This window comes from Vibrio sp. D54 (genome assembly GCF_021728075.1).
Classification (GTDB): Bacteria; Pseudomonadota; Gammaproteobacteria; order Enterobacterales; family Vibrionaceae; genus Vibrio; species Vibrio alginolyticus.
This window is the reverse complement of sequence record NZ_JAKKCS010000013.1, coordinates 1-24,614: the sequence shown is the minus strand read 5'-3', so window position 1 is coordinate 24,614 and position 24,614 is coordinate 1. Positions and strand designations below refer to the sequence as shown.

Below are 24,614 nucleotides of genomic sequence, written 5' to 3'. Positions count from 1 at the left end.
TTTTAGACCTGATTCTACCGAAATAACCCCTCTATTCTAATGATTGATCATGGCATCAAGTTCCTAAAAAATGCTAGACTACGGCACCTGATAAATCTCGCGTATTCCTTGTGACGAGATTTTTAATAGGATGTTGCGATTTTGATGTTTAAAACAACATCAAAACCGGACACTGATGTCGTGTCTAAAAGTTACGCAATCAAAAGAATCTTTTTCCCGATAAAAGTAGTGCAAGTGCGTATGATTACAATAAAGAAGGGCTTGGATCTTCCTATCGCAGGAACTCCATCCCAGGTGATTAATGATGGTAAGACCATCAAAAAAGTCGCCTTGCTTGGCGAAGAGTACGTTGGCATGCGACCTACCATGCATGTCCGCGTTGGTGATGAAGTGAAAAAAGCGCAAGTTCTTTTTGAAGATAAAAAGAACCCAGGCGTGAAATTTACTGCACCAGCAGCCGGTAAAGTGATCGAAGTTAACCGTGGCGCTAAACGTGTCCTTCAATCTGTAGTGATTGAAGTGGCAGGTGAAGAGCAGGTGACATTTGATAAGTTCGAAGCCGCTCAACTTTCAGGTCTAGATCGTGAAGTGATCAAGACTCAGTTGGTTGACTCTGGCTTATGGACCGCTTTACGTACTCGTCCGTTTAGCAAGGTTCCTGCAATCGAGTCTTCTACTAAGGCTATTTTCGTAACTGCAATGGATACTAATCCACTAGCAGCTAAGCCTGAGTTGATCATTAATGAGCAACAAGAAGCATTCATTGCTGGTCTAGACATTCTTTCAGCCCTGACAGAAGGCAAGGTTTACGTATGTAAATCTGGCACTAGCTTGCCACGCTCTTCACAGTCTAACGTAGAAGAACACGTCTTCGATGGCCCTCACCCAGCAGGTCTTGCTGGCACCCACATGCATTTCCTATACCCAGTAAATGCAGAGAATGTGGCATGGAGCATCAACTACCAAGACGTTATCGCGTTCGGTAAGCTGTTCCTAACTGGTGAGCTATGCACAGATCGTGTTGTGTCTCTAGCTGGCCCAGTTGTGAATAACCCTCGTCTAGTTCGTACCGTAATGGGTGCAAGCTTAGATGACCTAACAGATAACGAGCTGATGCCTGGCGAAGTTCGTGTGATCTCTGGTTCAGTACTAACAGGTACACATGCAACTGGTCCACACGCATACCTTGGCCGTTACCATCAACAGGTTTCTGTATTACGTGAAGGCCGTGAAAAAGAACTATTTGGCTGGGCAATGCCTGGTAAGAATAAGTTCTCGGTAACTCGATCTTTCCTTGGTCACGTATTCAAAGGTCAGTTGTTCAATATGACAACGACGACCAATGGTAGTGATCGTTCAATGGTTCCAATTGGCAACTACGAACGCGTAATGCCTCTAGATATGGAGCCTACTTTGCTGCTTCGTGATCTATGTGCCGGCGACACAGACAGTGCTCAAGCACTGGGTGCGCTTGAACTGGATGAAGAAGATCTAGCATTGTGTACCTTTGTATGTCCAGGTAAGTACGAGTACGGAACGTTACTTCGTGAATGCCTAGATACTATCGAGAAGGAAGGGTAATTTTCATGGCTCTTAAAAAGTTTCTTGAAGACATCGAGCATCATTTTGAGCCTGGTGGCAAACACGAAAAATGGTTTGCCCTGTACGAAGCTGTAGCAACAGTTTTTTACACGCCAGGTATCGTAACAAATAAAAGCTCGCACGTTCGTGATAGCGTTGACCTAAAACGTATCATGATCATGGTTTGGTTTGCGGTATTCCCAGCAATGTTCTGGGGTATGTACAACGCAGGTGGCCAAGCTATTGCAGCACTTAACCACATGTACGCTGGTGACCAACTAGCGACAGTTATCGCAGGTAACTGGCACTACTGGCTAACAGAAATGCTTGGCGGCACTATCGGTGCGGAAGCGGGTGTTGGCAGTAAGATGCTACTAGGTGCGACTTACTTCCTGCCAATCTACGCAACAGTATTTATTGTTGGTGGTTTCTGGGAAGTGTTGTTCTGTATGGTGCGTAAGCACGAAGTTAACGAAGGTTTCTTTGTAACTTCTATCTTATTCGCACTTATCGTTCCACCAACGCTACCTCTATGGCAAGCGGCGCTAGGTATCACATTTGGTGTTGTTGTAGCAAAAGAGATCTTCGGTGGTACAGGTCGTAACTTCCTTAACCCTGCACTTGCAGGTCGTGCATTTCTATTCTTCGCTTACCCAGCGCAAATTTCGGGTGACGTAGTATGGACTGCAGCTGACGGCTTCTCTGGTGCTACTGCTCTTAGCCAATGGGCTCAAGGTGGTAACGGTGCTCTAGTTAACACAGTAACTGGCGCTCCTATCACTTGGATGGACGCGTTCATCGGTAACATCCCTGGTTCAATTGGTGAAGTATCGACTCTAGCTCTAATGATCGGTGCAGCGATGATCGTTTACATGCGAATCGCTTCATGGCGCATCATTGCGGGGGTAATGATCGGTATGATCGCAGTATCGACTCTGTTTAACGTGATCGGTTCTGACACTAATCCAATGTTTAATATGCCATGGCACTGGCACCTAGTTCTAGGTGGTTTTGCATTCGGTATGTTCTTCATGGCAACGGACCCAGTATCAGCGTCATTTACTAGCAAAGGTAAATGGTGGTACGGCATCCTGATTGGTGCAATGTGTGTGATGATCCGTGTAGTTAACCCAGCGTACCCAGAAGGTATGATGCTGGCGATTCTATTCGCGAACCTATTCGCACCTCTGTTCGACCATGTAGTGATTGAGAAGAACATCAAGCGGAGACTAGCACGCTATGGCAAGTAATAACGACAGCATTAAAAAGACGCTGGGTGTTGTTATCGGGTTGAGCCTTGTTTGTTCAATCATCGTATCAACAGCAGCAGTAGGTCTGCGTGATAAGCAAAAAGCTAACGCTGTCCTAGATAAGCAATCAAAGATCGTTGAAGTTGCAGGCATTGACGCAAACGGTAAGAAAGTACCAGAGCTATTTGCTGAGTACATCGAACCTCGTCTAGTAGACCTTGAAACAGGTAACTTTACTGAGGGTAATGCATCTACGTACGATCAACGTGAAGCATCAAAAGATGCAGAACGTTCAATCGCATTGACACCAGAAGAAGACGTAGCTGATATCCGTCGTCGCGCGAATACAGCAGTGGTGTACCTTGTAAAAGATCAAGATGAAGTCCAAAAAGTTATCCTGCCTATGCACGGTAAAGGACTATGGTCGATGATGTATGCCTTTGTAGCCGTTGAAACTGATGGTAACACTGTGTCTGCTATTACTTACTACGAGCAAGGTGAAACTCCTGGACTTGGTGGTGAAGTAGAGAACCCTTCATGGCGCGATCAATTCATTGGCAAGAAATTGTACAATGAAGATCACCAGCCAGCGATTAAGGTCGTGAAAGGCGGCGCACCGCAAGGTTCTGAGCACGGTGTTGATGGCCTATCAGGAGCGACGCTCACTAGTAATGGTGTTCAACACACATTTGACTTCTGGTTAGGTGATATGGGCTTTGGTCCTTTCCTAGCAAAAGTTCGTGACGGAGAACTTAACTAATGTCTAGTGCACAAAACGTTAAAAAGAGCATTCTAGCGCCAGTATTGGATAACAACCCAATCGCGCTACAAGTTCTTGGTGTATGTTCTGCTCTTGCAGTAACAACTAAACTAGAAACAGCTTTTGTAATGACACTAGCGGTAACATTTGTAACTGCGTTGTCTAACTTCTCTGTTTCATTGATCCGTAACCACATTCCTAACAGTGTGCGTATCATCGTTCAGATGGCAATCATCGCATCGTTAGTAATCGTGGTAGACCAAGTGCTAAAAGCTTACCTATACGATATCTCTAAACAGCTATCTGTATTCGTTGGTCTGATTATCACTAACTGTATCGTAATGGGTCGTGCTGAAGCATTCGCAATGAAGTCTGCGCCAGTACCATCTCTTATTGACGGTATTGGTAACGGTCTAGGTTACGGCTTCGTTCTTATCACTGTAGGTTTCTTCCGTGAGCTATTTGGCTCAGGCAAACTATTTGGTCTAGAAGTTCTACCTCTAGTGAGCAACGGTGGTTGGTACCAGCCTAACGGCCTAATGCTACTAGCACCATCAGCATTCTTCCTAATCGGCTTCCTTATCTGGGTAATCCGTATTCTGAAACCAGAACAAGTAGAAGCGAAGGAGTAAGGACGTCATGGAACATTACATTAGTCTGTTAGTTAAATCGATTTTCATCGAAAACATGGCTCTGTCTTTCTTCCTAGGTATGTGTACTTTCCTTGCCGTATCTAAGAAGGTTAAGACCTCTTTCGGCCTAGGTGTTGCAGTTGTGGTAGTACTGACTATCGCTGTTCCTGTGAACAACCTGGTATACAACCTAGTTCTGAGAGAGAACGCGTTAGTTGAGGGCGTGGACCTTAGCTTCCTAAACTTCATCACCTTTATCGGTGTAATTGCAGCACTTGTACAGATTCTAGAGATGGTCCTAGACCGTTTCTTCCCACCTTTGTACAACGCGCTAGGCATCTTCCTACCGCTGATCACAGTAAACTGTGCAATCTTTGGTGGTGTATCTTTCATGGTACAACGTGACTACAACTTTGCTGAATCGATCGTTTACGGTTTCGGCTCTGGTGTGGGCTGGATGCTAGCAATCGTTGCTCTTGCAGGTATCCGTGAGAAGATGAAGTACTCTGACGTACCTCCAGGTCTACGTGGTCTTGGTATCACATTTATCACTGTAGGTCTTATGGCGTTAGGCTTTATGTCTTTCTCTGGTGTTCAACTGTAAGTCGGGTAAACCGCAACAATTAAGGAATAGTCAATGGACATTATTCTTGGTGTAGTGATGTTTACTCTGATCGTACTTGCACTAGTACTAGTGATTCTTTTCGCTAAGTCTAAGCTTGTACCAACAGGTGACATTACAATTTCTGTGAACGATGACCCTTCTCTGGCGATCGTTACACAACCAGGTGGTAAGCTACTGAGTGCTCTAGCCGGTGCTGGTGTATTCGTATCTTCTGCTTGTGGTGGCGGTGGCTCATGTGGTCAGTGTCGCGTAAAAGTTAAATCAGGTGGTGGCGACATCCTACCAACCGAGCTTGACCACATTACTAAAGGTGAAGCGCGTGAAGGTGAGCGTCTAGCGTGTCAGGTTGCAATGAAAACTGACATGGATATCGAGCTTCCTGAAGAAATCTTCGGCGTTAAGAAGTGGGAATGTACTGTTATCTCTAACGATAACAAAGCGACATTCATCAAAGAGCTTAAGCTACAAATTCCAGATGGCGAATCAGTACCTTTCCGTGCTGGTGGTTACATCCAGATTGAAGCTCCTGCTCACCACGTGAAATACGCAGACTACGATATTCCTGAGGAATACCGTGAAGACTGGGAGAAGTTCAACCTTTTCCGTTACGAGTCTAAAGTTAATGAAGAGACCATTCGTGCATACTCTATGGCTAACTACCCAGAAGAGCACGGTATCATCATGCTTAACGTTCGTATCGCAACTCCGCCGCCGAACAACCCAGACGTACCACCAGGCATCATGTCTTCGTACATCTGGTCTCTAAAAGAAGGCGACAAGTGTACTATTTCTGGTCCATTTGGTGAGTTCTTTGCGAAAGATACAGATGCAGAAATGGTATTCGTTGGTGGTGGTGCTGGTATGGCTCCAATGCGCTCACACATCTTCGACCAACTTAAGCGTCTGCACTCTAAGCGTAAGATGTCTTTCTGGTACGGCGCACGTTCTAAGCGTGAAATGTTCTACGTAGAAGACTTCGATATGCTACAAGCTGAGAATGACAACTTCGTATGGCACTGTGCACTGTCTGATCCACTTCCAGAAGATAACTGGGATGGTTACACTGGCTTTATTCACAACGTTCTTTACGAGAACTACCTACGTGATCACGAAGCGCCAGAAGACTGTGAATACTACATGTGTGGTCCACCTATGATGAACGCTGCTGTAATCGGCATGCTAAAAGATCTAGGTGTAGAGGATGAAAACATCCTACTAGATGACTTCGGTGGTTAATTCCTCCAAGTGATTGAATCTATGGCTAGCTCTCCAAGAGAGCTAGCCATTATTTTTTATAGACATAAAACTGATATTCAACAGTTGATATAGGTAATCGGATTGAAAGGATTGGTCCTATTTCCCATATCAATTCAACAACATTGGGAGTTAACAAGTGAAAAAGTGGCTTGTTGCATTCGCTTCTCTATTGATTTTGGCTGGCTGTGAGCAGCCTGCCGATCAAATTCATTTAAGTGGCCCTACCATGGGGACTTCTTACAACATCAAGTATATCGAGCAAGATGGTATTCCAACGCCAAAAGCGATGCAGACAGAAATTGATCGCTTATTGGAAGAGGTTAATGATCAAATGTCGACCTATCGTGACGACTCAGAGTTAAGTCGTTTTAACCAGCATCAAACGAGCGAGCCATTTACAGTTTCGACACAAACTGCAACGGTAGTGAAAGAAGCAATTCGCCTTAACGGTCTTACTTTAGGTGCATTGGATGTGACGGTCGGCCCTCTAGTTAACCTGTGGGGGTTTGGTCCAGAAGCTCGTCCAGATGTAGTTCCAACCGATGAAGAACTCGCTGCTCGCAAAGCAAATACCGGTATTCACCACCTATCTGTTGATGGTAATACACTGTCCAAAGATCTTCCTAACTTGTACGTCGACCTATCGACGATTGCGAAAGGTTGGGGGGTTGATGTGGTTGCTGACTACCTTCAATCTGAAGGGGTACAGAACTTTATGGTCGAAGTTGGCGGTGAAATGCGTCTCAAAGGTGTCAATCGTGAAGGTGTGCCTTGGCGTATCGCAATTGAAAAACCGACCGTTGATGAACGTTCAATTCAAGAAATTATTGAACCAGGCGACATGGCAATTGCAACAAGTGGTGACTATCGTAATTACTTTGAGAGTAATGGTGTGAGATACTCTCATATTATTAATCCACGAACAGGCAAACCAATTCATCATAAAGTGGTGTCTGTAACGGTATTAGATAAATCGTCGATGACTGCTGATGGTCTTGCAACTGGTCTTATGGTGCTAGGTGAAGACAAAGGCATGGCAATTGCGAACGAAAATAATATTCCTGTTTTCATGATTGTGAAAACGGAAGATGGTTTTAAAGAGTTGGCTTCGGAAGCATACAAGCCATTCATGAAGAAATAACAACAGAAGTGAGCATGTTTTTATGAATACATTTCTAATTACCTTTGCTGTGTTTGTCGCGGTAATCACTGCAATGGCTGTCGGATACATTTTCCAAAAGAAAGTCGTGAAAGGTAGCTGTGGTGGCTTAGGGGCAGTTGGCATCGAAAAAGTGTGTAATTGTCCAGAACCCTGCGATGCGCGTAAAAAACGTGAAGCGCGCGAGGCTGCGCGTGCTGAGAAATTGGCGGCGTGGGAAAAAGATAGAATTGCTTAGTATTGGTTAATCGTACTAAGAAAGTGATAAAGCTCAGCGATCTGCTGAGCTTTATTTTTAGGCGGCTAACCAAAACTCAAATGTCCGAGAAAGAGCCCAATACCGTGTTTTGTTGTTTCTTTCTCTCATGTTAGAAAGCAAGACCACACCGATAATCATTAGAACGAAGAAATGATTTGGTTGCGTCCGTTCTCTTTGGCTATGTAAAGTCGCTCATCCGCCACTTTTATTTGTTGTTCTAGCTCCCCCTCGATGTTGCTTACACCAATACTCGCGGTCACAAGAATGTTTTTGTCCAAATAAGTTATTGGCGTTTTTTCTATGCGCTGTCTCATTTGTTCTAAGCGTGTTAGAAAGCCGTCATAGTCGCCACTGGCTTGAATACAAAACTCCTCGCCACCAAGCCTAGCGACAATATCATTTGGAAAATAGATTTTTAGAATATTCGCTATCATGACTAGCACGGCATCGCCGCCCTCATGTCCGTGTGTATCATTTACTTGCTTAAAGAAATCGATATCAAGCATCGCGATGTTTCTTTGAGCGTTTTCTACATGGGGCTGCTCAAACAGAAAGCGGCGGTTCCATAAGCCCGTTAGCGCATCTTGATTTGCCATTTTAAACAGTTCAGATGTTGCGTCTTTGATATCTAACAGTTGGTGAATACGGCAAAAAAATTCTTCTTGATTAAATGGCTTGTATAAAAAGTCATTGGCCCCTGCTTTTAGAAACCTAGCCGTCATGGTCTTAGAGTTACTACCCGACAAGCCGAGAATGGCTAATTGATTTTTATCCCACTTCCGACGTAATTCACGCACCATAGTAATGCCATCTTTAACGGGCATGTCATGGTCGGTTAAAACGAGAGTGATATCTGGATTTTGCTCGACAAGCTCTAGGGCTTTTTGCCCATTGTCAGCTTCCAACGTTTGAATATATTGATGCTCCAAAAGTTGGGCGATGTGTCTTCTTACGGTGTGAGAATCATCAACGACTAAGCATTTGTGTTGTTGATTGTTGGTTAGTCGCTTGAGGAGTGGTAATAGATAGGAAACGGACGCCATGCTGTCTTTCAAAATATAGTCGAGGACACCTTTTGCAAGCATCTTTTCGCGAGTGTCTTCTTGAAATCGAGCCGTTAAAACAATGACACGATGACCATGTTCCAAAACGAGATCAATAATCTCGCCATCTTGAGCATCCGGTAAACAATAGTCTAAAACCGCACAGAAGAGGTCCTGTGCTGAAGATAACAAGTTCTTTGCCTCCGCGTAGCTTTCCGCTGCGATGACCTCATAACCAGCTTGGCTTATTGTTTGGCAAAGAAAGTTTTTAAATGCACGACTATCTTCAACAACCAGAATCTTATTACTCAAGCGCAGTCCCCAAAATTAATTGTTTAAAATCAATGATAACTAAAATTAAACTTATCGCCATCAAAAAACACATGTCAACCAAAAGTAGAACAACTACTCAAATGTTTGACACGCATCCGTTAACATCACATCATTATTCCTGTCTTAGTTATATAATTATGTTTAGCTAACGTAGGGAGAAAGTAGTATGGAAATGCATCAACATGGTATGGCTGAGCTATTTCAACAACTGGGCCTCGGTAGCTCTCCTCAAGAAATGAAAGATTTTATTAATCAACATCGACACAAAAGAGATTCTGCGCCTTTACATGAAGCTAGCTTTTGGACGATGTCACAGGCGAACTTTCTAAAACAAGCCATCGAAGAAGATGCAGATTGGGCCGAATTGGTCGATCAATTGGACGTAATGCTTCGAGATTGACGTTCGTTTAAACACGCCCATTTCTCTTCAGGTAGATTTGATTTATACTGTTTTTTTGAACAGTGCTTTGATGGCTATGTCAGATCGAATTAGAAAAATTATTCATGTCGATATGGATTGTTTTTATGCTGCCGTAGAGATGAGAGATAACCCCAGTTACCGTGGCATTGCACTCGCTGTTGGCGGACATGAAAAGCAGCGTGGAGTGATTAGCACCTGTAATTATGATGCGCGTAAATATGGTGTTCGCAGTGCAATGTCAACGGCGCGCGCGCTGCAACTCTGTCCTCATTTGTTGGTTGTGCCCGGTAGAATGCATGTATACAAGCAAGTCTCTCAGCAGATTCGTGCTATTTTTGAGCGTTATACGCCTATCATTGAACCTCTCTCATTGGATGAAGCATACCTCGATGTCACGGACTCGACAGCTTGCCGTGGCTCCGCAACGTTGATCGCAGAGTCAATTCGCCGCGATATCTGGAGTGAACTTGGGTTGACGGCATCGGCGGGCATTGCTCCGATTAAGTTTCTTGCCAAGGTCGCGTCAGACATGAACAAGCCCAACGGTCAGTTTGTGATTCCGCCGGAGAAAGTCCAAGAGGTTATCGATAGTCTTCCGTTAGAGAATATTCCTGGCGTGGGGAAGGTGAGTCTTGAGAAGCTCCACCAAGCCGGTTTTTATCGATGTGAGGACATTAAAAACAGTGACTATCGAGAGTTGTTGAGGCAGTTTGGTCGTCAAGGTGCCTCCTTATGGCAGCGAAGCCATGGAATTGATAATCGAGAAGTCGTTGTTGAGCGCGAGAGAAAGTCCGTCGGTGTGGAAAGGACATTCAGCCAGAACATCGCAACCTATGATGAATGTTGGCAAGTGATTGAGGAGAAACTTTATCCTGAACTCGAGAAACGTTTAGAGCGTGCAAGCCCAGATAAGTCGATTATTAAACAAGGTATTAAAGTCAAATTTGCCGACTTTCAACTGACAACAATTGAGCACATCCATCCGCAATTAGAGCTTGAGGACTTCAAGATCTTGCTAAGAGATATTCTTAAACGCCAAAATGGACGGGAAATTCGCCTTTTAGGCTTGAACGTGATGCTCAAGCCCGAAGACCAAGCGCGTCAATTGAGCTTTTTTTAGGCCCTTACCGTTTCTACCTGCGTTAATACCTGCTCAAAACTTACGTTTGCCATTGCACCATAACCTGCTAGCTTTGAGGCTTTTAGCTGGCTAATCAAAGGAGTGCTGATTCCGCACAAGAAGCGAGCAACGGAATCATTACTGATGGCCGATGGGGAAAGCTGAATAAACTCCTGCGCCCATATCGATACTTGAGATTGTTCAATATCTTCAGGTTCTGGTGCTGTGAATGTGGCGACGTGACCACGACACACGGAGCAGTGACCACATTGCTTTGGTGCATCGTGATCCGCAAAGTAGTTCGCCAATTGTGAGCTCAAACAGTGCTCGGACTGGAACAAGTGCAGCATGGTGTGGATTCTTTCGATATCTTTGCTTTCTTTGGATTGGAACAGTTCATACAGTTGTTGGATTAAAACATCCGAGCTCTGTTTGGTTGGCATAACTGAGTACACGTCCGTCAGTTGTTTGCTCTCTAGTTCTATCCAGCCGTTCTGGTGAAAATAGTCGAGCGCTGCGACAACTCGGCTGCGTTCCGATTGATAGTTCATCCATAGCGCTTCTAGATCAACTTGGCACCACACTTTGGCTTTTTGTGAGCAGGAAAAAATAGCCTCCACAAATTGACGTCGCTCGCCTTGAAATTGATTCACAATAAATTGCTGATCGTGCAAAAACTTAAACCGATATTCCGCAAAGTAACTGTACTTTGCTTCAATGACGTTATGTAGCTCCAAATAAACCAACAAGGTTTTGAGTGGCAATTGGCGGATATTACTTTCACGCGACAAACGCAGTGGCACTACCTCCCATTGTGGAGCATGTTCTTTCGCTTGCTCGACTACATAGTTAATTGACGTAAATTCTGGTGTGTCACCATAAACAAAATTCTCCAACACCGTTAATCCGGACGTATTGCCTAGCAGAATGCACTCAGAGCGTTGCCCGTCCCTACCTGCACGTCCAATCTCTTGTGCGTAGTTCTCGATTGATTTGGGTAAGTCGAAGTGAATGACGCGGCGAATATCAGATTTATCGACCCCCATACCAAATGCAATCGTTGCAACAATACAGTCAATTTGGCCATCCATGAACTGCTGTTGGATTTGTTCACGAACGTCGCTTTTCATGCCAGCGTGGTATGCGTGAGCGTTAATGCCAATATGGATTAATGACTTTGCTACTCGCTCTGCTGTTTGCTGTTGCGTCACGTATACGATGGTCGGAAGCTTAGGTGAAGAGACGATGATCTCACTGAGCTGTTCTTGTTTCTTTGTTTCCTCACACGGGATCACCGAGATATCCAGATTGGGGCGGTAGAAGCCTGTAACGGTAATATGTTCACTGGCAATATCGAACTTTTTTTGCATGTCTTCAATAACTGCAGGCGTTGCCGTTGCGGTGAGAAGTAAAGACTGTGGGATGTTCAGTTCACGTTGATATTGCGGTAGTTTGAGATAGTCTGGACGAAAGTTATGCCCCCATTCGGAAATACAGTGCGCTTCATCAATGACCATCAAAGAAATCGGTACTTGGCGAATGAATTCACGAAAACGCTCATTTTTTAGTCGCTCAACAGAAATCATCAAGATTTTGATTTGTCCATTCTTCACGCCAGCCATGACCTGTTGTGCTTCTTCTCTACTTTGACTGCTATCGATAGAAGCGGCCGCGATTCCTTTACTTTGTAAAAAGCTCAGTTGATCCTTCATTAACGCCAACAACGGAGAGATCACCAACGTAAGGTTGGGTAATATGGTTGCAGGTAGTTGATAACAGAGTGACTTCCCCGAGCCTGTAGGAAAGATTGCCGCAGCAGAGTAACCATTCATAACGGCTTCAATAACGGGTTGCTGACCTTGGCGTAATGAGTCAAAACCAAATACAGATTGAAGTGTTTGATGCAGCGAGTCACTTTGCATAATAGGGAAACCTTTCTTTGATGGTAAACTTGGCTACATTAACACACCCCGAATACTAAACGCGCGTCCTAAAAGTATGAACAAAGCTGACTTAGTCCCAATTATCATCCAACATCTGGAAGAAAAACTTCAAGTTGCCCATGCATCGGCTCAACGAGCTATCGATGCCGCGACAGATGAAGAAACTGTTCCCGAGCACAAGTACGATACATTGGCACTTGAAGCCGCGTATCTTGCTCATGGACAAGCCATGCGAATCCAAGATAGTGAAGAGGAATTGCGTCAATATCGTTCTTTAGTGACTCGCGACTTTAAGAATGCACCTGTTGGTGTAGGTGCTTACGTCGTTCTCGCAGATGAGAATTTGCTTGAAAAGCACTTCTTTGTAGGCCCTTGCTCTGGTGGTTTGACTGTTCAATATCAGGCTCAGGAAGTCTTTGTCTTAACAGCTAAATCTCCTCTGGGTCGAGCGTTGTTCGGAAAAGAAGAAGGTGATGAGGTTGACGTGAAAATAGGAGATAAAACAACTTGTTACGAAGTCGTGACGGTTTGCTGACATCTCATGTATCACTCAGTGTTATGTTTAACACGAGTAATGTTAAATAAAAGAGAATGACATGAAAAAGCTTTTTACACTCTCATTGCTGATGGTCAGTGCTACTGGTTATGCAGCGCAGTGTCGTGTGGACATCAATAATGAAGTCCGTATGGATGGGCAAAGCTTGGAAATTCGCCAAACGACAGGTGATAAAGCTGTCGTGGATGAAGATAACAATCTATTCATCAAAGGTGAGTTAATTGAACTCAATGCCGACCAAAAAGCGGCAATTGAAGACTATCGCGAAAAAATGAACGCGTATATTCCACAAGCAAAGCAGTTGGCGAGTGATGGTTTAGCGCTTGCAAATGACATCATCGATGATGTCGCGGAAAGCCTAGACGCACCTGGCGCGTTTGATAATGTAAAAGTCGCAGTAAAGGACTTTTTCGCTGATGTTGAATCACGTTACTACAAAGATGGTGATTTCATCCTGCCGGCGGAGAGTTTTGAGTCTATGACACAAGGGTGGACTACAGACTTTGCAAAAGCACAAGAGATCTTCAATAAAGAGTTTTTAGCCAGTTCGTTGGATGCTTTATCGAAAAAAATGAAGGAAGAGGGAGGGATAAACCTCACTGCATTATCAGAGAGTATGGCTGAACTCAGCGCGAAAGTAGAAGAGCGTTTAGCCGAGCATTCGAAAGAGGTAGAGCAACAAGCAGAAGACTTGTGCGATTCGCTGGATGACATGGCAGGGCAAGAAGACGATCTGTTGAAGAAAATCCCTGAGTTGAAAGACTATCGAGTCTTTACCATTTGATGAATCGCTTCGCGTAGAAACAACATCTAAAAATACAAAGAAAGAGAGCGCCGTGTGGCGCTCTCTTTTCGTTTCAGTGGTTCCATCTTTTGGTCGAGTTGCGAGGGTTTGACCAAACGCACCTAACCGGCTTAAAGGCGCTTATTGCGCGTTCATCTGAGTTAACTTATCACCAACAGGTTTTGAGAAGTTAAAACCATCATGCTGATCCCAGTTGATAGACCACGTCATTACGCCAGCATAATTCGGGTAGTTGAACGCTGGTTTAACGGTGCCACAGGATGTGCCTTTTGTTAAACAGTCTAGCGCACTAAGAATATTTTGTGTCGGAGCCTGACCTGAGTTTGCCGAGCTTGGGCCTGAAGGTAAACCGATCGCGACTTGATCATCACGCAATGGCGCAAACTGAGTGCCGTCGGCTAGTTCAAAACCTTCGATAAGCATCTTAGATTGAGCGACCATCATATCAACAGAGCCTTCTGGTGCAGAACCTGGTAGGTACGGGTTTGGTAGACCGCCGTTGTTGTATAGCTGAACATGAAGCAAGTCGAGCGTGCTGCGAGTATCGTTGATCACTGGAATGTACGCTCCCCAAATTCCGCTGTAAGCGACGTAACCGCCTTGAACATAAGGGTGTTCAGGTGCCATGGTTAGGTACATATCGCCCCCCATGTTTTGCTCAATTTGCAGCAAAGCACGACCAAGACGAGCTTGAATTTGTGAACCGTGCACTAGGTTAGATCCACTCTCTAAATCCACATCTAGACCATCAAAGCCCCACTCAGCGATAAGACCTGTTAGGCTAGAGACAAAGTTGGCTTCATCTTGGTCGGTATTCAGCGTAATCGTGCCTTCTGCGCCGCCAAGAGAGAGAACAAACTTCTTACCTTTAGCTTGAAGCGCTGCCATGTCCTGCTTGAATTGTGTTGGATCGAGTGCTGGACAATCGCTGTAAATATCGCCTGAATATAGATTAAAGTGCACGGTGCCATCACTGTTGCGATCATTTTCAGCAAAGGCAATATCAATCACATCCCAAGCATCAGCCATGTCTGCCAGTCTGATTGGGCAACCCGCACCGTTCACGAAGTTGTGCCAGTAACCAATCAGTTTATGACGTTTTTCTGTCTGCTCTACAACTGTCACCGCTGCTGCGTCAGATAATGCGGTGCTTCCAGCAAGATCGACGGCTTGAGCGCTTACGTTAAACTGTCCGATTGCGGCTGGTGTCCAGTTCGCAGAGTAAGGTGCAGTCGTATCTGTGGCGACAACGGCGCCGTTGACCATAAAGTCAACTTGCTTAATACCTGAAGTTAAAGACGTTGCATCGGCGCTTAATGCGAGACTTTCGCCTAATCCGACGGTTTGACCGCTGCTTGGTGAAGCCAGAGAGACGACCAAATCTTTATCGCTGACTTCCACACCAACCAGGGACTCTGACGTGTTGTTATCATTATCGGTTGCGACGGCTTTAAGCTGGTTAGCGCCAATAAGTGTGGCGTTCCAAGTAACGGAATATGGTGCTTGAGTGGTGACCCCTAAGCTAGTGTTGTTCGCAAAAAACTCAACTTGCGTGACTGTGCCATCAGCATCGCTTGCATTTGCCGTGATTTCGTTATTGCTGCCAGCGAGCACGACTTGTCCATCCGTTGGTGCCGTAATGGTAACTTGCGGTGGTGTCGAACAAGCACCTAGGCCACTCCAAGCATCTTGCCAGTATAGCCCTTCACCAGGCTCGTAAGCCCATGTCGCATCCGAGGAGCACCAACCAGCAACATCACAACGATATTTTTGGTTGAAGTGAGAAACCAGGTCGCCAGCTTGATAACTTGTGCCTGCCACATAAGGTACTGCATCTGCACATCCGCCTGTTCCGGTTTCTGCATTACTAATAACCAGCGCTACTTCTTGGCTCATCGTTGCGAGGTTTGTATCATCAGTCGCTTGTGCTTTGAACGAGTATGTACCTGGACTCGCGGTCCATTGATATTCGTAAGGTGCGCTAGTATCAATGGCGACAGATTGATTGTTTACGAAGAACTCAACTTGTGTGACCACACCATCAATATCGTCAGCTTGAGCGGCTACGGTTAGGTTATCGCCTACATTAAGCACTTCTGTGCCTACTGGGCTTGTCAATGAAATGCTTGGTGGCGGTAATTCGACTTGTGGTTGAACTTGGATAGAAATCGTCGTGGTGCTAACGGCTCCCTCATTATCGGTCGCAATTGCCGTCAATTGCGAGATCCCTTCAATAGCGGTCCAAGAAGCTTCGAATGGTGCTTGAGTTACCACAGCAACCGTTTGGTTGCCTGCAACAAACTCAACTTGTGTGATTTGGCCATCTTCGTCTGCTGCGTTGGCTAACAAAGTGATCGCACTGCCTTCGGGAATTTGTGCGTTGTTTATTGGAGAGGAGAACGACACCGTTGGTGATAAGTTGTTGCTTCCACCATCGCATTGCCCTAACGCTTTCCATGCTTCCCAAGATCCTGAGTTGGTCACGGGGTCATTGCCTTGCGTCCAATATGCAGCCTCATAAGCGGCTCCTTGCGTTTTTACTAAAGCGCCCGATGTATAAGTCGCAGTGCTGTCCCAGTCGAGTAGACTTTGACAGTTATAGGCTTGAGCTTGGTAGCTGGCGCTGAGTGCTACAATCATCGCTCCGTGAAGTAGGGTGACCTTCATTTTCCTCTCCTTGAATCATGGGTATAAATGAGAACAGAGTAATAACTAGCTGATAAATAGACATTAGGGGGAAAAAGCGAAGCACAATATTCTGCTTTTCGACACAGTATCACGAGGAACAGTTCGTCCCTTACACCAGAGCTCATTATTTTTCGGCTCACTTCACGGCAGAAGGAGTGGTAAAATTCAGCCACGTAAAACGAACAACAGTCGCGAGGCTTTTGAGCGATGAATATGAGATGTACGTTAAAATTTACAAGCTGAATGACTACAAATTGTTTCAACTGTCGAGGATTTAACCGAGGTGCTCTTGTTGAATAGTGAATATTGCTATAGTGTACTAGTTAGCTAGTTCAATGATATTTTTGTGTGAGTAGTATGACACAGCAAACCTCTTCTCAGCCTCGCGAGCATTTTGGCTCTCGTCTCGGGTTCATCTTAGCTGCCGCAGGTGCCGCAGTTGGCCTTGGCAATATTTGGGGCTTCCCAACTCAAGCAGCCAGTAATGGTGGCGGTGCTTTCCTGTTAGTTTATTTGGTGATGATTCTTATCGTCGCATTTCCGATGCTGGTGGTTGAAATGGCGATTGGTCGCCATGGTCAAGCCAACCCTGTAGACAGTATGCGTGCAATCACAGATAACCCTACCGGTAAAAAGCTCGGCGGCATTGTGGGTTGGATTGGTTTAAGCGTACCAAGCGCTGTCTTAGCGTTTTATTCAATTGTTGGTGGTTGGTTGATCTGCTTTTTACTGGGTGCAATCACAGATCTAATGGGGTTAGAAGCTGCAACTCAATGGCTAAAGGGCTTTAGTGTTGAACGTAACTTGTTCGGAACCATTACTTTTTATGTACTGACGATTCTCATCGTACAAGGTGGCGTAAAACAAGGTATTGAGAAGTGGTCCACACGTTTGATGCCAGCATTGTTTGTTTTGTTTGCTCTACTGTTTGCTTACATCATGACGCAAAACGGTGCGATGGAAGGGCTAAAGCATTACTTGGTACCGGATTTCGAAAAGGTATGGGACCGCAAGTTGATTCTTGCCGCAATGGGGCAGGGCTTCTTCTCGCTTACGATCGGTGGCTGTTCAATGCTGATTTATGGCTCTTACTTGAGTAAGAAAGAGAACCTACCAAAGATGGCGATGAACGTGACCATGGTAGATACTGCCGTTGCTTTCATTGCAGGATTAGTGGTGATGCCAGCGATGTTTGTGGCAATGCAAAAGGGCGTTCAGATCTATGCAGAAGATGGCTCTCTATTAAGCTCTGATACGTTGGTATTTACCGTATTGCCATTGATGTTTGATAGCTTAGGTTTGCTTGGTCAATTGTTCTCTATTGTGTTCTTCTTATTACTGACGATTGCGGCGCTAACGTCCTCCATTTCAATGTTAGAGTGTCCAGTGGCTTTAGTGAGTGAGCGCTTCAATACTAAGCGCAGCGCAACGAGCTGGGTTTTAGGTGGTCTCATTGCCTTGTTCAGTGTGGTGATTGTTTATAACTTTGGCGCTCTGTTTGGTATGGTCGCGACGGTTGCTACTCAATATCTACAACCAACCGCTGCGCTCTTATTCTGCTTATTTGGTGGTTGGGTATGGAATCGCAACTCAAAAATCAAAGAACTTGAGCAAGGTTGCCCGGAGTTTACGCAAGGTTGGTTTGGTAAGTTATGGCCTGCGTATGTGAAGTTCGTATGTCCAATTCTTGTGGCGACAGTCATCTGGGCTTCATTTGGCTAACCGAGACGCCTATCGAATAAAAGAAAAGGGCTTGATGGTAACTCATCAAGCCCTTTTTGATATTGGTTATTCTCGTTTCGGTTATCCGCCAAGAATGGTGTTGATTAACGGAATTGTCCTGCTTCTGGAAGAAAGTCAAAACCAGCAGAAGCCAGTTTTGTCTCCAGTGCTGTGCGTTCGATATCGAAGAAAGCCACCAGTTTATCTAAGTCACCACCGAAGTCGTCGCGTAGCTTCATATTCACAATGCTCATCAGCATGACAGGATCCATGGATTCAAAGTTCGCTAGATTCATTACTTATCCTCAAAATCTGAAATCAGTAGGTTTGCCGCAGCAAATGCCGCTTTTTCACGCACTTCTTTAGGCAGGGACTCATCCGCTGCAACATCGTTCAGTGCTTTAACTGCACATGAAATTGCTTGGGGAATATAAGCTTGATCGCCACTACCAATCTGAGCATAAAGCTCACGAACCAGTTCACAACAGCCGTATACTTGCATGTTTTCTTTCCACTAAATGATAACTTATCTCAATATACACACAGCGGATTTGAAACTCAAAGTACAGAGTTGTTTTGGCTCAAGTTGAAGGTTTGCTTGAGCGAGATTTAATCACTGCATTTGTGCTTCTAACTGCTGAGTGACTTCTGGTGAAAGTTGAAGTTGTTTTGCTAGTTCTTGCAGATACGCTTTTTCCATAAAGTTTTGTTCATCAGCGACGATCAAAGACGCTAGGTAAATTTCTGACGCTTGTTGAGGAGAGGTCGCCTGATTAGCAATTTCAGCAGGATCAAGCGGTTTGTTTAACTCTTGCTGAACGAGGTGACGAACGTGCTCATCTGCGCCCATATCCGCGAGAGCTTGTTCAATGCGCGCCATTTCCTCTTCATCAACGTGACCATCAGCTTTTGCAGCTCCAATCATTGCTTTTAAAATTAAGACACTGTGTTTACTGTCATCGGGGTCAAAGGTTTCTTGAACACCTTGACCGGATTGCTTGGCTTGCCAGTCGTTATACACTTTGTAGGCCAAGGCTCCAAGCGCAGCTGCGCCACCGACTTTTAATGCGCTTGACCCTACTTTTTTAGTCATTTTTTTACTTTTCTTTGAGCCCATCAGCATACCGATGAGGCCTCCGCCTACAGCACCTGCTCCTAGCGTTTTTAGGCTACTTGAATTTGATGAGGATTTGATGTTGTTGGTTTGTTTGCCCAATGCATCTGCACCTTGCTTAAGTAAGTCTGATTTGAGTGCTTGGTTTAGAAGACTTTTTAAATCCATAACTGACCTCCTTTAGATGATGAAATCAGTTTAATAGCAAGAAGCTGAACCAAAGATTAACAAAGTGAATAGTTCGAAAAAGGTGGAGGGAGGATGTTGAGCTGTAATAAAAAAGGGCTGACCGAAGCCAACCCTTTTTAACTATTTGAAACTACTTCAAATACGAACTCGTCGAGTGCTTACTTTAGTTGAGCTTTTACGTGCTCAACAATGTCAGTCATTGCGACTGCTGTTTTCTCACCAGTAGCACGGTTCTTGTATTCGAAGTTGCCTTCTTTCATTGAGCGGTCACCGATAATAATTGTATGCGGTACACCAATAAGCTCCATGTCAGAGAACATTACGCCTGGGCGTTCTTTACGGTCGTCAAATAGCACTTCGATGCCCATTGCCGTTAGCTCAGCGTACAATTTCTCAGCGGCTTCTTTCACTTCTTCTGACTTGTGCATGTTCATTGGAACGATCGCTACCTGGAATGGTGCGATTGCATCTGGCCAGATGATGCCGTATTTGTCGTGGTTTTGTTCAATAGCAGCCGCTACTACGCGAGTGATACCGATACCGTAACAACCCATTTCTAGGATGACGTTCTTACCATCAGGACCCAGTACACCACAGTTCATCGCTGCGGAGTAAGCGTTACCTAGTTGGAAGATATGGCCAACTTCGATACCACGCTTAAGCTGGATAATGCCCTTGCCACATGGGCTTGGGTCACCTTCCACAACGTTACGTAGGTCTTCAACTTGGCCAAGCTCTACATCACGACCCCAGTTAATACCGAAGTAGTGTTTGCCATCGATGTTCGCGCCCGCACCGAAGTCGCTCATTACCGCAACGCTGCGGTCAACAATGAACGGCAGTTTAAGGCCAACAGGGCCTAGTGAACCAGGGCCTGCACCTATAAGCTCACGAATTTCTTCTTCAGATGCCATTTCCAATGGAGCTGCAACCTGAGGAAGGTTTTCTGCTTTCACTTCGTTCAGTTCATGATCACCACGAATAATAAGCGCGATGATTGGCGCATCAACTTCGTCAGATGCTTTCACAAACAGTGTTTTCACTGTTTTTTCAATTGGTAGTTCGAACTGCTCAACCAATTCAGCGATTGTTTTCGCGTTTGGCGTATCAACCAACGTCATTTCTTGTGTTGGTGCCGCAGCCTCAGAGGCTGGAGCTAGTGCTTCTGCTTTTTCAATGTTTGCCGCGTAATCTGACTCGCTAGAGAATGCGATGATATCCTCGCCGCTTTCAGCCAGTACGTGGAACTCTTGAGAGCCGCTACCACCGATAGCACCGCTATCTGCAAGTACAGGACGGTAATCCAGACCCATGCGATCGAATGCTTTACAGTAAGCATCATGCATTGCGTCGTATGATTTTTGTAGGCCGTCTTTATCAATGTCAAAGCTGTACGCATCCATCATTGAGAATTCACGTGAACGCATTACACCGAAGCGTGGACGACGTTCGTCACGGAATTTGGTTTGGATTTGGTACAGGTTTAGCGGAAGCTGTTTGTAAGAGCTCACTTCATTGCGAACAAGGCTAGTGATCACTTCTTCAGCGGTTGGGCTAAGTACAAACGGACGAACATGACGGTCAGTAAAGCGAAGTAGCTCAGGACCCATCTTTTCGCTGCGGCCTGTCTCTTCCCATAGTTCAAACGGCTGAACAACGGGCATCAAAGTTTCGACTGCGCCTGCATTGTCGATTTCTTGACGAACGATGTTTTCGACTTTACGCAGTACACGTAGACCAGTAGGTAGCCAGGTGTATAAACCTGAAGCCAGCTTACGGATCATACCTGCACGTAGCATGAGCTGGTGGCTCACTACTTCTGCGTCGTTTGGAGTCTCCTTCAGAGTAGAAAGAAGATAATTACTGGTACGCATTAAATTTATCCGTTTATTTAAGTTAGATACTCAAGCTTGAATAAGCAGGAGTATGGGAGTTCCCTAAAGGGAAATTTGTTAGCCGTCTATAATATCAGCCAATTGCGTTTGTCAAAAGCTTTCAATAGCGGTAACCGTTATTAAGTTGCTTGTTGCTGTGAACTTTACGTTCAAGTCGAACAAATTTACCGCATATTCTTTGTCGTCCGGCTTGTTTTTCTTATATGCAGGGCGAGGATCTTGTGCCAGAACTTGTTCAATGACTGATCTTACATAGTCAGTATCGGATCGATGTTCTATCGTTGCTAATGCTTGAGCAGAAAAGGTGACTTGTGACTTTTCTGGTTCTTGGTCTGCGTATCCGCCTTGTGCTTCCGAAATAGAATCCGAATAGGGAATATAAGGCTTAATATCCACAATCGGTGTCCCATCCACGAGATCTACACTGCCTAAATCAAGATAGATTTGATCGCCTTGCTTAGTGACTCCTTTCACTTCAACGGCTGACATTCCGATTCCGTTTGGACGGAAAGTCGAGCGCGAGGCAAAGACACCAATTCGTTCATTGCCGCCTAATCGTGGCGGACGTACAGTTGGTTTCCAACCAGCTTCCAGATTCTGATCAAATAGAAACAACAACCAAACGTGAGAGAACTGTTCTAGCCCACGCACTGCTTCAGGGCTATTTGCTGCACCTAACAGTTTTACGCGTGCTTTAGCCTCTGGTACTAAGCGTGGTTGGCGCGGAACTGCAAACTTTTCTTTGTACGGTGTCTCAATGACGCCGATGGGTTCGATGGAATACATGGTGGACATCTTTAAGAATTCATTGAGATGAAAGTATCACAAATTTCTCTTGCTTTTCTTGTTGATAATGATTATTAATTAAAATGTTATAACATAACGATTTAATTGAAAGGAAAAGTATTATGAAACCAGGAATCCATCCTGAATATCGTCCTGTGGTGTTCCACGACACCAGTGTAGATAAGTACTTTGTCGTTGGTTCTACGTTGAAAACGGAGAGAACCATCGAATGGAAAGATGGCAAAACTTACCCTTACTTTACGTTAGATGTGTCGTCAGCTTCTCACCCGTACTACACCGGTAAACAGCGCGTTGTACAAACCGAAGGTCGCATTGCGAACTTCAACCGTCGTTTTGGTCAATTTAAGAGCGAAAAGGAATAAATCATGAAGGTAGTAAAATCATTAAAAAGTGCAAAAAGTCGTCATCCGGATTGTCAGATTGTAAAACGGAGAGGGCGTCTTTATGTCATTTGTAAAACGAACCCGAGATTCAAAGCTGTGCAAAAGTAATCAGCCTGCATATGTCTAACTTATGGTTTTGTTTAATTGATAATGTTGAGTTAATTATCTTACATGGATGAAATATCTACATTTTTATTCGATGTTGGTTATAAATGCCTCTGTTCGTCACAGTTTGTAACATTTAGGGCTTTTATTTGACCTTCTACTCAAGTACCCTTCGCACGCTTTTTGACATTTTTGTCACATTTGCATAGGAATAAAAACAAGGAGGGAACAGATGAGTTCATCTGATTCAATTAAACAAAACTCGCCTAAGAAGCCGCTGTTTACGCGCTTTTTGGATACTGTCGAATATTTGGGGAACTTATTACCCCACCCGATCACACTATTTGCCATTTTCTGTTTAGCCATTCTGGTGATGTCGGGTATTGCAGGATACTTCGAAGTTTCCGTAGTTGATCCTCGTCCTGAGGGTGCAAAAGGTCGTGCCGCGGATGGCATGATTCATGTCGTTAGCTTGCTTAACGCTGATGGCCTTGAACTAATCGTTACCAATCTAGTGAAAAACTTTGTCGGCTTTGCACCTTTGGGTACGGTATTGGTTGCGATGTTGGGTGTTGCTATTGCTGAATACTCAGGCTTGCTATCTGCAGCAATGCGTGGCTTAGTCATGGGTGCATCACAACGCATGGTAACAGTGACGGTCGTTTTCGCGGGTATCATTTCAAATACGGCATCAGAGCTTGGCTATGTGGTACTTATTCCACTGGCTGCAATGCTGTTCCATTCTTTAGGTCGTCACCCACTTGCCGGTCTTGCTGCGGCGTTCGCTGGTGTATCTGGTGGTTACTCAGCAAACCTACTTATTGGTACGGTTGACCCGCTGTTGTCAGGCATTACTGAAACGGCGGCGCAAATGATCGACCCAACTTACACTGTTGGTCCTGAAGTTAACTGGTACTTCATGTTTGTGTCGACATTCTTCATTGCAATCACAGGTGCGTTTGTTACTGAAAAAATTGTTGAGCCAAAGCTTGGCAAATACAGTGAAGAAGAAGCCTCAGAAGATTTGTCGAACGACAAAATGGGTGGCTTAACAGACATTGAGAAGAAAGGCCTAAAACTAGCAGGTGTTGCTGTACTGGTTGTTTCAGCGCTGCTTGCTTGGACGGTTGTTCCAGAAGACGGCATTCTACGTTCTGATGCAGGTACAATTGCAGGTTCACCATTCCTGAAAAGTATCGTGGCATTCATCTTTGTGTTCTTTGCTATTCCAGGCTTTGTGTTTGGTAAAGTTGTTGGCACGATGAAGACGGATCGCGATGTAATTGATGCAATGGCGAAATCTATGTCTTCTATGGGCATGTACATTGTATTAGTTTTCTTTGCGGCTCAGTTCGTTGCTTTCTTTAAATGGACTAACTTCGGTCAGGTATTCGCGGTTGCTGGCGCTAGCTTCCTGCAAGAAATTGGCTTAACTGGCCCAATGTTGTTCTTTGCCTTCATCCTGATGTGTGGATTTATCAACCTAATGATTGGTTCGGCATCGGCACAGTGGGCAGTAACGGCTCCGATTTTTGTTCCTATGTTGATGCTTGTTGGTTATGCACCGGAAACGATTCAGGCTGCTTACCGAATTGGTGACTCGACGACAAACATCATTACTCCAATGATGAGCTACTTTGGTTTGATTCTTGCCGTAGCGACTCGTTACATGAAGAACTTAGGTATCGGTACGCTGATCGCGACCATGCTACCTTACTCAATCTGCTTCATTGTAGGTTGGAGTGTGCTGTTCTACCTATGGGTATTCGTATTTGGTTTACCAGTAGGCCCTGGCGCAGCAACATACTACACACCTTAGAAAACGGTTACCTCACACAGCTTGACCCGTCCTGATATGGGTTGACACTTTTTAACTAAAACGCTCGATGTACTTCATCGGGCGTTTTGTATTTTAAAGCCGTATGAGGCCTCATTTGATTATAGATATCTACGGACTCTGCTACCAT

25 protein-coding genes are annotated in these 24,614 nt (G+C 44.9%); 16 read left to right on the top strand and 9 right to left on the bottom strand.

From position 1 onward, the window contains the following. The first annotated feature begins 240 nt into the window (after nt 1–240). The 8 genes from L3V37_RS16505 to nqrM all read left to right on the top strand — a co-directional run bounded on the left by L3V37_RS16505 (nt 241) and on the right by nqrM (nt 7,502). On the top strand, nt 241–1,581 hold the full coding sequence (locus tag L3V37_RS16505) for a Na(+)-translocating NADH-quinone reductase subunit A (RefSeq protein WP_005380264.1): 1,341 nt from the start codon (nt 241–243) through the stop codon (nt 1,579–1,581). A gap of 5 nt (nt 1,582–1,586) precedes the next feature. After that, the gene (locus L3V37_RS16500) at nt 1,587–2,831 is read left to right on the top strand and encodes an NADH:ubiquinone reductase (Na(+)-transporting) subunit B (RefSeq protein WP_005380265.1); all 1,245 of its coding nucleotides are present in this window, start codon (nt 1,587–1,589) and stop codon (nt 2,829–2,831) included. Beyond that, entirely contained in the window at nt 2,821–3,591 is a 771-nt protein-coding gene (locus L3V37_RS16495) for a Na(+)-translocating NADH-quinone reductase subunit C (protein ID WP_005380267.1), read from the top strand. The genes L3V37_RS16500 and L3V37_RS16495 overlap by 11 nt, the downstream gene beginning before the upstream one ends. Further along, a complete protein-coding gene (locus L3V37_RS16490; RefSeq protein WP_005380269.1) occupies nt 3,591–4,223 on the top strand; it encodes an NADH:ubiquinone reductase (Na(+)-transporting) subunit D in 633 nt (210 codons plus the stop codon). Before L3V37_RS16495 ends, L3V37_RS16490 begins: the two co-directional genes overlap by 1 nt. Before the next feature lie 7 nt (nt 4,224–4,230). Continuing rightward, on the top strand, nt 4,231–4,827 hold the full coding sequence (gene nqrE / locus L3V37_RS16485; RefSeq protein WP_005380270.1) for an NADH:ubiquinone reductase (Na(+)-transporting) subunit E: 597 nt from the start codon (nt 4,231–4,233) through the stop codon (nt 4,825–4,827). 33 nt (nt 4,828–4,860) lie between these two features. After that, the gene (gene nqrF / locus L3V37_RS16480) at nt 4,861–6,084 is read left to right on the top strand and encodes an NADH:ubiquinone reductase (Na(+)-transporting) subunit F (RefSeq protein ID WP_005380271.1); all 1,224 of its coding nucleotides are present in this window, start codon (nt 4,861–4,863) and stop codon (nt 6,082–6,084) included. A gap of 157 nt (nt 6,085–6,241) precedes the next feature. Continuing rightward, nucleotides 6,242–7,246, top strand: coding sequence for an FAD:protein FMN transferase (locus L3V37_RS16475; RefSeq protein WP_005380272.1), 1,005 nt, complete (start codon nt 6,242–6,244; stop codon nt 7,244–7,246). 22 nt (nt 7,247–7,268) lie between these two features. Continuing rightward, nucleotides 7,269–7,502 (top strand): (Na+)-NQR maturation NqrM, encoded by a 234-nt coding sequence (gene nqrM, locus L3V37_RS16470; protein ID WP_005380273.1) that lies wholly within the window; start codon nt 7,269–7,271, stop codon nt 7,500–7,502. Between the two features lie 158 nt (nt 7,503–7,660). Here the strand turns inward: nqrM and L3V37_RS16465 are convergent, their stop codons facing one another. Continuing rightward, on the bottom strand, nt 7,661–8,878 hold the full coding sequence (locus L3V37_RS16465; protein WP_171344499.1) for a response regulator: 1,218 nt from the start codon (nt 8,876–8,878) through the stop codon (nt 7,661–7,663). A gap of 187 nt (nt 8,879–9,065) precedes the next feature. Here L3V37_RS16465 and L3V37_RS16460 point away from each other — a divergent pair, with 187 nt between their 5' ends. Continuing rightward, complete coding sequence (locus L3V37_RS16460) at nt 9,066–9,299, top strand: DUF2789 domain-containing protein (protein WP_005380277.1); 234 nt, start codon at nt 9,066–9,068, stop codon at nt 9,297–9,299. A 112-nt stretch (nt 9,300–9,411) separates the two neighbouring features. Then, nucleotides 9,412–10,440, top strand: a complete 1,029-nt coding sequence (dinB, locus tag L3V37_RS16455; RefSeq protein WP_230238387.1) for a DNA polymerase IV — start codon at nt 9,412–9,414, stop codon at nt 10,438–10,440. Here the strand turns inward: dinB and L3V37_RS16450 are convergent. Further along, a complete protein-coding gene (locus tag L3V37_RS16450; protein ID WP_130545997.1) occupies nt 10,437–12,362 on the bottom strand; it encodes an ATP-dependent DNA helicase RecQ in 1,926 nt (641 codons plus the stop codon). The genes dinB and L3V37_RS16450 overlap by 4 nt on opposite strands. 76 nt (nt 12,363–12,438) lie before the next feature. Between L3V37_RS16450 and L3V37_RS16445 the strand changes: the two genes are divergently transcribed. After that, entirely contained in the window at nt 12,439–12,918 is a 480-nt protein-coding gene (locus tag L3V37_RS16445; RefSeq protein ID WP_165401692.1) for a GreA/GreB family elongation factor, read from the top strand. Nucleotides 12,919–12,979: 61 nt separating this feature from the next. Continuing rightward, a complete protein-coding gene (locus tag L3V37_RS16440) occupies nt 12,980–13,723 on the top strand; it encodes a YggN family protein (RefSeq protein WP_130545995.1) in 744 nt (247 codons plus the stop codon). A gap of 141 nt (nt 13,724–13,864) precedes the next feature. Here L3V37_RS16440 and L3V37_RS16435 read toward each other — a convergent pair whose 3' ends face one another. Next, entirely contained in the window at nt 13,865–16,411 is a 2,547-nt protein-coding gene (locus L3V37_RS16435) for an Ig-like domain-containing protein (protein ID WP_237306615.1), read from the bottom strand. 378 nt (nt 16,412–16,789) lie between these two features. Between L3V37_RS16435 and L3V37_RS16430 the strand changes: the two genes are divergently transcribed. Beyond that, a complete protein-coding gene (locus tag L3V37_RS16430) occupies nt 16,790–18,154 on the top strand; it encodes a sodium-dependent transporter (RefSeq protein ID WP_033905531.1) in 1,365 nt (454 codons plus the stop codon). Nucleotides 18,155–18,258: 104 nt separating this feature from the next. Here the strand turns inward: L3V37_RS16430 and L3V37_RS16425 are convergent, their stop codons facing one another. From L3V37_RS16425 to tsaA, 5 genes are all read right to left on the bottom strand, one after another. Then, the gene (locus L3V37_RS16425) at nt 18,259–18,450 is read right to left on the bottom strand and encodes a DUF4250 domain-containing protein (protein WP_005380289.1); all 192 of its coding nucleotides are present in this window, start codon (nt 18,448–18,450) and stop codon (nt 18,259–18,261) included. Then, the gene (locus L3V37_RS16420) at nt 18,450–18,656 is read right to left on the bottom strand and encodes a YaeP family protein (protein WP_005391765.1); all 207 of its coding nucleotides are present in this window, start codon (nt 18,654–18,656) and stop codon (nt 18,450–18,452) included. The genes L3V37_RS16425 and L3V37_RS16420 overlap by 1 nt, the downstream gene beginning before the upstream one ends. A gap of 111 nt (nt 18,657–18,767) precedes the next feature. Then, nucleotides 18,768–19,436, bottom strand: a complete 669-nt coding sequence (locus L3V37_RS16415) for a tellurite resistance TerB family protein (RefSeq protein WP_017820764.1) — start codon at nt 19,434–19,436, stop codon at nt 18,768–18,770. Between the two features lie 179 nt (nt 19,437–19,615). Beyond that, nucleotides 19,616–21,331, bottom strand: a complete 1,716-nt coding sequence (locus tag L3V37_RS16410) for a proline--tRNA ligase (protein WP_054577581.1) — start codon at nt 21,329–21,331, stop codon at nt 19,616–19,618. Between the two features lie 111 nt (nt 21,332–21,442). After that, complete coding sequence (tsaA, locus tag L3V37_RS16405) at nt 21,443–22,138, bottom strand: tRNA (N6-threonylcarbamoyladenosine(37)-N6)-methyltransferase TrmO (protein WP_237306614.1); 696 nt, start codon at nt 22,136–22,138, stop codon at nt 21,443–21,445. 122 nt (nt 22,139–22,260) lie between these two features. Here tsaA and L3V37_RS16400 point away from each other — a divergent pair, with 122 nt between their 5' ends. The 3 genes from L3V37_RS16400 (at nt 22,261) to L3V37_RS16390 (ending at nt 24,466) form a co-directional block, all read left to right on the top strand. Then, a complete protein-coding gene (locus L3V37_RS16400) occupies nt 22,261–22,521 on the top strand; it encodes a type B 50S ribosomal protein L31 (RefSeq protein ID WP_005380295.1) in 261 nt (86 codons plus the stop codon). A 3-nt stretch (nt 22,522–22,524) separates the two neighbouring features. After that, nucleotides 22,525–22,650, top strand: coding sequence for a type B 50S ribosomal protein L36 (gene ykgO / locus L3V37_RS16395; RefSeq protein ID WP_005380299.1), 126 nt, complete (start codon nt 22,525–22,527; stop codon nt 22,648–22,650). Between the two features lie 229 nt (nt 22,651–22,879). Continuing rightward, the gene (locus L3V37_RS16390; protein ID WP_005380301.1) at nt 22,880–24,466 is read left to right on the top strand and encodes an AbgT family transporter; all 1,587 of its coding nucleotides are present in this window, start codon (nt 22,880–22,882) and stop codon (nt 24,464–24,466) included. Nucleotides 24,467–24,521: 55 nt separating this feature from the next. Here the strand turns inward: L3V37_RS16390 and L3V37_RS16385 are convergent. Continuing rightward, the coding region (locus L3V37_RS16385; RefSeq protein ID WP_155489908.1) for an integrase core domain-containing protein at nt 24,522–24,614 on the bottom strand (93 nt) is incomplete at its 5' end.

Coding starts and splice junctions, on each gene's coding strand:
- L3V37_RS16505 (WP_005380264.1), top strand. CDS start 241: ATGATTACAATAAAGAAGGGCTTGGATCTTCCTATCGCAGGAACTCCA.
- L3V37_RS16500 (WP_005380265.1), top strand. CDS start 1,587: ATGGCTCTTAAAAAGTTTCTTGAAGACATCGAGCATCATTTTGAGCCT.
- L3V37_RS16495 (WP_005380267.1), top strand. CDS start 2,821: ATGGCAAGTAATAACGACAGCATTAAAAAGACGCTGGGTGTTGTTATC.
- L3V37_RS16490 (WP_005380269.1), top strand. CDS start 3,591: ATGTCTAGTGCACAAAACGTTAAAAAGAGCATTCTAGCGCCAGTATTG.
- nqrE (WP_005380270.1), top strand. CDS start 4,231: ATGGAACATTACATTAGTCTGTTAGTTAAATCGATTTTCATCGAAAAC.
- nqrF (WP_005380271.1), top strand. CDS start 4,861: ATGGACATTATTCTTGGTGTAGTGATGTTTACTCTGATCGTACTTGCA.
- nqrM (WP_005380273.1), top strand. CDS start 7,269: ATGAATACATTTCTAATTACCTTTGCTGTGTTTGTCGCGGTAATCACT.
- L3V37_RS16460 (WP_005380277.1), top strand. CDS start 9,066: ATGGAAATGCATCAACATGGTATGGCTGAGCTATTTCAACAACTGGGC.
- dinB (WP_230238387.1), top strand. CDS start 9,412: ATGGATTGTTTTTATGCTGCCGTAGAGATGAGAGATAACCCCAGTTAC.
- L3V37_RS16450 (WP_130545997.1), bottom strand. CDS start 12,362: ATGCAAAGTGACTCGCTGCATCAAACACTTCAATCTGTATTTGGTTTT.
- L3V37_RS16445 (WP_165401692.1), top strand. CDS start 12,439: ATGAACAAAGCTGACTTAGTCCCAATTATCATCCAACATCTGGAAGAA.
- L3V37_RS16440 (WP_130545995.1), top strand. CDS start 12,980: ATGAAAAAGCTTTTTACACTCTCATTGCTGATGGTCAGTGCTACTGGT.
- L3V37_RS16435 (WP_237306615.1), bottom strand. CDS start 16,411: ATGAAGGTCACCCTACTTCACGGAGCGATGATTGTAGCACTCAGCGCC.
- L3V37_RS16430 (WP_033905531.1), top strand. CDS start 16,790: ATGACACAGCAAACCTCTTCTCAGCCTCGCGAGCATTTTGGCTCTCGT.
- L3V37_RS16425 (WP_005380289.1), bottom strand. CDS start 18,450: ATGAATCTAGCGAACTTTGAATCCATGGATCCTGTCATGCTGATGAGC.
- L3V37_RS16420 (WP_005391765.1), bottom strand. CDS start 18,656: ATGCAAGTATACGGCTGTTGTGAACTGGTTCGTGAGCTTTATGCTCAG.
- L3V37_RS16415 (WP_017820764.1), bottom strand. CDS start 19,436: ATGGATTTAAAAAGTCTTCTAAACCAAGCACTCAAATCAGACTTACTT.
- L3V37_RS16410 (WP_054577581.1), bottom strand. CDS start 21,331: ATGCGTACCAGTAATTATCTTCTTTCTACTCTGAAGGAGACTCCAAAC.
- tsaA (WP_237306614.1), bottom strand. CDS start 22,138: ATGTATTCCATCGAACCCATCGGCGTCATTGAGACACCGTACAAAGAA.
- L3V37_RS16400 (WP_005380295.1), top strand. CDS start 22,261: ATGAAACCAGGAATCCATCCTGAATATCGTCCTGTGGTGTTCCACGAC.
- ykgO (WP_005380299.1), top strand. CDS start 22,525: ATGAAGGTAGTAAAATCATTAAAAAGTGCAAAAAGTCGTCATCCGGAT.
- L3V37_RS16390 (WP_005380301.1), top strand. CDS start 22,880: ATGAGTTCATCTGATTCAATTAAACAAAACTCGCCTAAGAAGCCGCTG.